This window comes from uncultured Actinomyces sp., assembly GCF_963526355.1.
Lineage (GTDB): Bacteria > Actinomycetota > Actinomycetes > Actinomycetales > Actinomycetaceae > Actinomyces.
Window position 1 is genome coordinate 1 of sequence record NZ_CAUROW010000083.1, and the last position, 7,921, is coordinate 7,921.

Sequence of the window (7,921 nt, forward strand, 5' to 3'; positions counted from 1 at the left end):
AGGTGCACGACGCCGTGTTGGTGAAGCCCGGGTCCAGCGTCACCACGCCGGTGGCGCCCAGCAGCTTGGACACACCCAGACCGTCGGCGCCGTCGGTCGCCCGGGCACGGGGCAGCTCAAGGTTCTTGCCGTCGACGCTCAGCAGACCGGACCCACCGACGACGCCGGTCTGCGTCGGCTCCGGTTGTTCCGTCGGGGCCGCGGCGGGTGTGGGGGTGCTCGTCATCTTGTGTCTCCTGGGGCTCGGGGCAACGCGCATCGCAACGGCAAGGCATGGATCCACGGGGGTTCCGACGGACCCAGCGCCCACTGTACGGGGTGCGCTGTCACGGCGTCGTTTCATTGGCCCACCGCGGACTATCGCTTTGGCTCACCGAGGGCATTCGCCAGACAACCACCTGCGTCTTGATAAACTTATCAAGTTCGACACATGGTGATAAATTTATCAAAGCAGGTGATCGTTGATAAACTTATCACCATGAGGACACCTCTTGACTCGCCGTTCAGCCCAGGCTCGGACACTGTGCCCCTGGTGTGGGCCGGGCGCATCGAGCACCTCAGCGACTGGCGGGACGTCCTTCGCCCACGCCGCGCCGCCGGTATCCACGAGCGCGGCCGCACGATCCTGGGAGAAGCCGGGTCCGGAAAATCCTCGCTGGTGCGCCGGATCGCGAGCGAGGCCTCGGAGGAGGGCGACTGGGTCACACCGCAGCTGCGTATCCCGTCAGGAAGCGACCCCATCAAGCGAGTCGCCTCGGCTCTGCTGACCCTCGCTGACACGGCGGGCCTCCCAGCGGCCAGGGAGCAGCGCATCGGCGACCTGCTGCGCCGCGTTGAGTCCGTGGCCGCCTCAGGCATCTCCCTGTCCGTGCGCGCCCAGGACGGAGCCGAGCCTTATACCGCCCTGACCGATCTGCTCATCGAGATCGGCCGTGCAGCGACCAAGCGCCACGCCATGGTGATGATCCACATCGACGAGGTCCAGAACATCGCCGATGAGCACACGCGTTCCCAGCTGCTCATCGCTCTCGGCGACGCTCTCGCTCACGAGGAGCCCACAACCATTCCCGGCGGACTGAGCGTCACCTCGGCCCTCCCCATCGCCGTCTACCTGACCGGGCTGCCTGAGTTCGCGAACATGGCTGGAGCCCGATCCGGTGCCACCTTCGCACGTCGATTTCAGACCACCACGCTGGAGACGATCGACGACGACGAGCTCCTGGCCGCGCTCCACCCCTTCATCAGCCAGGGATGGTCCATCACCACGGCCGACGGCGGCACAGACCGGATCTTCATGGAACCCGCCGCCCAGCACGCCATCGTCGAGCTCTCCTGTGGGGAGCCGTTCCTCTTCCAACTCGCCGGACAGTGCGCCTGGCACGCCGGCACCGACAGCATCATCACGGCCGAGCACGTCCGCACCGGGTGGAGCAGGCAGGCGGCCCACGAGGCGGAGGCACACGTGCAGCGTATCCTCGACCGGCTCCCACCGCGCGAAAGGGAGTTCGTCGAAGCGATGGCCGAGCTCGCACCTGAGGAACGTTCTCTGACGAACATCGCGAAGCGGCTCGGCCACAAGAGAGCCACCGACGCGGGCCCCACCGCGCAGCGACTCGACCTGACCCGCAGGATCATCCGTCGCGGCAAGCACTATCGTTTCCAGCACCGCGCCGTCGGGGCCTATCTCACCTCCGAGTGGCCCGAGGTGGGCTAACCAGGATCAGCCGGCGAAGAGGGCGGCGGCCTCGGGCGAGCGCAGGCGCGCGGCGGCGGCCTCCACGCGCTCGTCGGTGTCGGTCAGGCTCATGCGCACCCGCCCGGCCCCGGCCTCGCCGTAGAAGTCTCCGGGGGCCACGACGATCCCCAGCTCGGCAAAGGCTCCCACAAGGTCGTAGGCGCTCATCGACTCGGGCCCCTGGAGCCACAGGTACAGGCCGGCCACGGAGGCCGGGTCGTTGACGAGCCCGGCGGCAGCAGTCGCCTCGACGAGTACCTCGCGGCGCTCCCGGTAGACCTCCTTCTGCACCTCCATGTGCGCCTCATCGCCGAGCGCGGCCACAAGGGCGGCCTGGACCGGAGTCGGCATGAGCATCCCGGTGTGCTTGCGCACCTCGGTGACGGCGTCCACAAGCCCCGCGTCACCAGCGAGGAAGGCCGCCCGGTAGCCGGCGAGGTTGGACTGCTTGGACAGGGAGTACAGGGCGAGCAGACCGGTTCGGCCCGCACCCCCTCCGACCCTGGGGTCCAGGAGGCTCGGGATCGGCTGGGCGTCCCACGGCGACTCCCAGGCGAGCTCGGCGTAGCACTCATCGGAGATGACGACGGCACCACGTTCCCTGGCCCAGGCGACGATCCGGGCCATCTGCCCGGCATCCAGGACGTGTCCGTCGGGGTTACCGGGGCTGTTGAGCCAGACGATGGCCACGGGCGCGTCGTCGGCGATGCCCCAGGTGGCGGGGTCGGCGTCGGTGTCCACAGGGACGGGGGTGGCCCCTACGAGGCGGGCGCCGACGTCGTAGGTGGGGTAGGCGGCCCGCGGGTGCAGGACGAGGTCGCCGGGGCGCACCCCCAGGTGCAGCGGCAGGAGGGCCACGGACTCCTTGGAACCGATGGTGGGTATGACCTCGTCGCCACCCAGGCCGGTCACGCCTCGGCGGCGCTCCATCCACTCGGCGATGGCGGCGCGTACCACCGGGGCGCCGACCGTCGTCGGGTAACCGGGGGCGTTGGCCGCGGCGGACAGGGCGGTCCGAGCGATCTCGGGGGTGGGGTCGACGGGCGTGCCCACCGCGAGGTCGACGACGCCGTCCGGGTGCTCGGCCGCACGCTCCCGGTAGGGGTGCAGCGAGTCCCAGGGGAAGTCGGGCAGGGCGAGTCGGCGGGGCAGGTGGTGGCTGGAGACGTTCTCAGGTGTCGCGGTGGTGGTCACGGACACTGATTCTTCCTCACACGCCGGGGCGTCTCCACCCCCGACCCCACCTGTCCACTCAGTAGCCGTTGGCCTCTCTCCACTCCACGTTCTGCGGGGGCAGGGCGGCGATCATGGGATCGTCGTAGTCCAGCGCGCCGGTCCTCTGGGCGCCCCCGGGCGAGCCCAGTCCCTTGAGCTCGAAGAAGTCGATGTTGGCGCGGGTGTAGTCCTCCCACTCCTCGGGAACATCGTCCTCGTAGAAGATCGCCTCGGTGGGGCAGACGGGCTCGCAGGCTCCGCAGTCGACGCATTCGTCGGCGTTGATGTAGAGGCTGCGTTCACCCTCGTAGATGCAGTCGACGGGACACTCGTCGACGCAGGCACGGTCCTTGACGTCGACGCAGGGCTGGGCAATGACGTACGTCATGGCAGCAGTGTCCTTTCTTCTCTGGGGAACCTCCCGCGCGGGTGGCGGGGTCGAGGCAAGTATCGCCCTCCAGGGCACATCGGCCCAAGAGGCGCAGGAGTGGCCGTCAGCACGCAGAAAACTCGGGGTTGTCGCGCCACGATTACGTCACTGCCACAGCGCGAATGTCATAGGTAACAACGGTTGAGGATGCCGAGGCGCTTTGAGGCCGCGTCAGGAGCAGACGATGTTGTTGTCGGCGGCGTACTGGGTGGTCAGGACGTCGTCGGGCAGGGCCTTGCCATCGTGCTTGCGGGTGCGGGTGACGGTGATGTCGAAGCCGGGGTTCCCGCCCGAGTAGGGCTCGCAGCCGGGGCCGGACTTGCGCTCAGTGGACACCGGGCGGAAGTTGAAGCGATCCGAGGACGTGATCGACACCTCGTAGTACTTGGTCGACCACAGCCGCACGTGGATCTGCTCGCCGTCCAGCCAGGCCTGGAGCAGCACCGCGTTGGAGGTCGAGTTCGTGAACTTCACGTCGAGCTTGCCGGTCCACAGAGTCGCCTCGCGCCCGGCCGGGTAGCGATCGAAGTAGTACTGGTGGGCGTGGTGCTCGGTGTCATCCATCCCGGCCTCAAAGCCGGCGTTGAAGACGGTGGTGGCCACCTGGCTCAGGCCGCCGCCCAGGGAGTCGACGTGCTGGCCATTGGAGATGACCCCGGCGTCGGCGAACCCGTGATCGTAGTCGACCTCGCCGAGGGTCTTCTCCAGGGAGAAGACCTCACCGGGCTTAACGACCGTGCCGTTGACGAGCTCGGCTCCGCGGGTGAGGTTCTGGGTGCGCGGCGCATCCCCGCCGTTGTACGGGGTGGCGTACTCGCCGATCGCCTCGCTGATGCCCCACTCGTTCTGCGGCGTCGTCACCGTCGGCTCAGCCACGATCATCGGCAGGGTCACGGTCCGACCGACGACGTCGGTGGCGGAGGTGCCCGCCTTGAGCAGGCTCGCGGACAGAGCGGCAGTATCGATGACATTGCCCTGAGCAGAGGGAACGTACTGGGGCTGAGCGCCGGGGGCACCGTCGGCGGAGCCATCGATCTTCCAGGTGGCGTTCTGGGCGGGCGTCTCGACCTGGCCGATCCTGGCGACGACGGCGTCGTGCAGCGCCGTTGTGTCGAAGGCTGCGCTCAACACACCTCCCTCGGAGGAGATCCGCAGCATGCCAGCGGTGTCCTGGGGCGAGAAGGCCGCGGCCGCGCCTGTGGCCTTGCCCTGCGTTCCGGCACCGGTGCTATTGACCGTCAGCCCACTGGAGAGCAGCGGCTTCAGCGTGCCGTCCACGAACCTAGTGGCCTCCTCATCGGTGATAGCGGGGACCGCGGTGCCCTCGGGCATGGCGATGGTCCGCTGCCCCAGCGGCCAGGAGCCGGTGAGCCGCTTGAGGGAGGCGTCGACGTCGAGGCCGATGCCGTTGGTCGCGGGCGTGGTGACAGGCCTGGTGCCTTCGAGGGTGACGGTCGCGGAGACCGCGCCATTGGCCATCGTGTCGACCCGGTCCTCCAGCGCGCCGCGCAGCGTGTCGGCATCGACCCGGATGACGGCGTCGATGCGCCGGCCGCCCAGGCGCTGGACCAGAGTGAGGGGGTTGAGAGTGAAGCCGGTGAGCTGTTTGACCGACGCGTTGGTGTCGACTGAGACGCCCGAGCCGGCGGGCACGAGCTCGGAGCTGCCTTGCCCCACGGTAAGGGTGACCGGCTGGGCGAGCTGGTCACCGACGCCCTTGTTGATGCGGTCGGTGGCCTCCTTGGGGCTCAGGCCGGAGACGTCGACGCCGGAGACACTGGTCCCCGAGGCGATGTGCTGGGAGGTCCACCAGGCGATACCGCCCCAGACCAGCAGGAAGGCTGCGGCCCCAGCGGCGCAGACGGCGGGGATGAGGCGCCGACGACGTGAGGCGTTCACTCCTTCAGCCGCCTGGTCCGCCTTCTTCGCGGACTTGGTCTCGGACTCGGGGACAGCGGTCGGGAAGGCTGCTTCGATCACTGACTCGACATCAACCCCGGTGGGCTCAGACGACGTCTCGGAGGCCTCCTCGTCCACGACTGCGACAGGTGCGGCGGCGTCGACGGCATCCGGTCGGGGCACGGACGGGGACTGCGCGGAGGACGGACTCTTCGGTGCGATCGAGGGCGGTATGGCGCCGGAGCCGGGGTTCCACGACGTACGGTCAGCGGCCTGGCCAACCAAGGACTGAGCAGCCGCATCCCCTCCGGTCAGATCGTGGGGAGAGTCGTAGGGAGAGAGCGCCTCGGCCGGCGTGGCACCCTCGTCGACAAAGGCCACCACCGCCGGCGTCGCCACCGGCTCAGCGGAGACCGGCTCGGGCTCGACGGTGGAATCACTCGGACTCGCACCATGGGCGTCATCCGTCGTTGCGACGTTCTTGGCCGCATCGTCCTGGGCAGTCTTCGCGCTGTCATCTGCAGCGGTCTCCCGTGCAGAGCCGTCCTCCGCTGCGGCTTCAGGCTCTCCCGGAGCCTTCTGATCGGGCTGCTGGGCGACCTGGTCGCCGTCGTCGGCGTCATCATCGAGGTTGACAGTCGAGGTGTCATCAGGGCTGATGGCCTCGGAGGAAGCAGTATCAGAAGCCGTCCGGCCCTCAGCCCGCACCTCGGGCTGCTCGGCGTCGGAGGCCTGCGCCGGTTCGGCAGGCTCAGCGGGCACGACGGGCTCGACGGCGGCGGCTGCGGAGTCTGAGGCGGCAGACTTCTCCCCACGGTTGATGGACTGGCTCATGGGTAGTGGTTCCTCTCAGGCCTCAGCTCGACGGCGGCGGGCGTTCTCGCGAAAACGTTCCTGGGAATTCAGGATGACCTTACGGATGCGCACGGCGTCCGGGGTGACCTCGACGCATTCGTCGTCGGCGGCGAACTCGAGGGCCTCCTCCAAGGTGAGGCGACGCGGAGGCACGAGGGCCTCGAAGGTGTCGGCGGTCGACGAGCGCATGTTGGTCTGCTGCTTCTCACGGACCACGTTGACGTCCATGTCCTCACCGCGGGGGTTCTCCCCCACGACCTGCCCCTCATAGGTCTCCTGGGTGGGCTCGACGAAGAAGCTGCCGCGATCCTGGAGGCGGATGAGGGCGTAGGCGGTCACGGCACCGGCACGGTCGGAGACGAGGGAGCCGGTGGTGCGCGAGACGATCTGCCCGGCCCAGGGGGCGTAGCCCTCGGCGATGGAGGAGGCGATGCCGGTGCCGCGGGTCTCGGTGAGGAACTGGGTGCGGAAGCCGATGAGGCCGCGGGCCGGCACCAGGAACTCCATACGGATCCAGCCGGTGCCGTGGTTGGTCATGGTCTCCATCTGCCCCTTGCGGGCGGCCATGAGCTGGGTGACCGCCCCCAGGTACTCCTCGGGGACGTCGATGGTCATGCGCTCGATGGGCTCGTGGCGCTTGCCGTCAATAGTGCGGGTGACGACCTGGGGCTTTCCGACGGTCAGTTCGAAGCCCTCGCGGCGCATCTGCTCCACGAGGATCGCCAGTGCCAGCTCGCCGCGCCCCTGGACCTCCCAGGCGTCGGGCCGGGTGGTGGGCAGGACCCGCAGGGACACGTTACCGATGAGCTCGCGATCCAGGCGGTCCTTGACCTGGCGGGCGGTGACCTTGGCGCCCTTGGTGCGCCCGGCCATCGGGGAGGTGTTGATACCGATGGTCATGGCGATGGCAGGGTCGTCCACGGTGATGAGCGGCAGGGGGCGCGGGTCCTCGGGGTCGACGAGGGACTCGCCGATGGTGATCTCCTCGATCCCGGCGACGGCGACGATGTCACCGGCGTGCGCCTCCTCGGCGGGCTTGCGGTCCAACCCCTCGGTGACGAGGAGCTCGGAGATGCGGGCCGAGGCGAGCGAGCCGTCGTGGCGGGCCCAGGCCACCGTCTGGCCCTTGCGCAGGGTGCCGTTGTGGATGCGCAGCAGCGCCAGGCGTCCCAGGAAGGGCGAGGCGTCCAGGTTGGTGACGTGGGCCTGCAGGGGCGCGCCCTCCTCGTAGGAGGGGCCGGGGATCCGCTCGATGATGGTGCGGAAGAGCGGCTCAAGGTCCTCGCCGGCCGGCAGCTCGCCGTCGGCGGGGGCCTCGGTGTCGGCGCGACGGGCCTTGGCCGAGGCGTAGATGACGGGGACATCCAGGACGGCGTCGAGGTCGATGTCGGGGTGCTCGTCGGCCAGGTCGCTGGCCAGGGACAGCAGCAGGTCGGTGGACTCGGAGACGACCTCGTCGAGCCGGGAGTCGGGACGATCCACCTTGTTGACCACGAGAATGACCGGCAGGTTCGCAGCCAGGGCCTTGCGCAGCACGAAGCGGGTCTGGGGCAGGGGCCCCTCGGAGGCGTCGACGAGGAGGACGACGCCGTCGACCATGGACAGCCCGCGCTCAACCTCGCCACCGAAGTCGGCGTGACCGGGGGTGTCGATGACGTTGATGGTGATGCCCTCCGGGCAGCCGGCGTCCACGGCGGCGGGCCCCGAGTAGTGGACCGCCGTGTTCTTGGCCAGGATCGTGATGCCCTTCTCGCGCTCCAGCTCGCCGGAGTCCATGACGCGCTCAC

Annotated in this window: 5 protein-coding genes and 1 pseudogene; 1 reads left to right on the forward strand and 5 read right to left on the reverse strand. The window is 69.0% G+C overall.

Translation table 11 applies throughout. The features are described 5' to 3' along the window. Positions 1-226: pseudogene (locus tag RWR81_RS11230) on the reverse strand (citrate (Si)-synthase); the annotation flags it as partial. A gap of 252 nt (positions 227-478) precedes the next feature. On the opposite strand from RWR81_RS11230, the gene RWR81_RS11235 reads away from it, so the two are divergent. Next, positions 479-1,714 (forward strand): ATP-binding protein, encoded by a 1,236-nt coding sequence (locus RWR81_RS11235; RefSeq protein ID WP_314457805.1) that lies wholly within the window; start codon positions 479-481, stop codon positions 1,712-1,714. A 6-nt stretch (positions 1,715-1,720) separates the two neighbouring features. Here the strand turns inward: RWR81_RS11235 and dapC are convergent, their stop codons facing one another. The 4 genes from dapC to typA form a co-directional block, all read right to left on the reverse strand. Next, positions 1,721-2,929, reverse strand: coding sequence for a succinyldiaminopimelate transaminase (gene dapC / locus RWR81_RS11240; RefSeq protein ID WP_314457812.1), 1,209 nt, complete (start codon positions 2,927-2,929; stop codon positions 1,721-1,723). Positions 2,930-2,987: 58 nt separating this feature from the next. Then, positions 2,988-3,338 carry a ferredoxin gene (gene fdxA / locus RWR81_RS11245; protein ID WP_075418232.1) on the reverse strand — a complete coding sequence of 117 codons (351 nt, stop codon included), beginning with the start codon at positions 3,336-3,338 and terminating at the stop codon, positions 2,988-2,990. 213 nt (positions 3,339-3,551) lie between these two features. Continuing rightward, the gene (locus tag RWR81_RS11250) at positions 3,552-6,113 is read right to left on the reverse strand and encodes a VanW family protein (RefSeq protein WP_314457808.1); all 2,562 of its coding nucleotides are present in this window, start codon (positions 6,111-6,113) and stop codon (positions 3,552-3,554) included. A gap of 15 nt (positions 6,114-6,128) precedes the next feature. Further along, on the reverse strand, positions 6,129-7,921 hold a 1,793-nt coding region (gene typA, locus RWR81_RS11255; RefSeq protein WP_314457810.1), incomplete at its 5' end, for a translational GTPase TypA.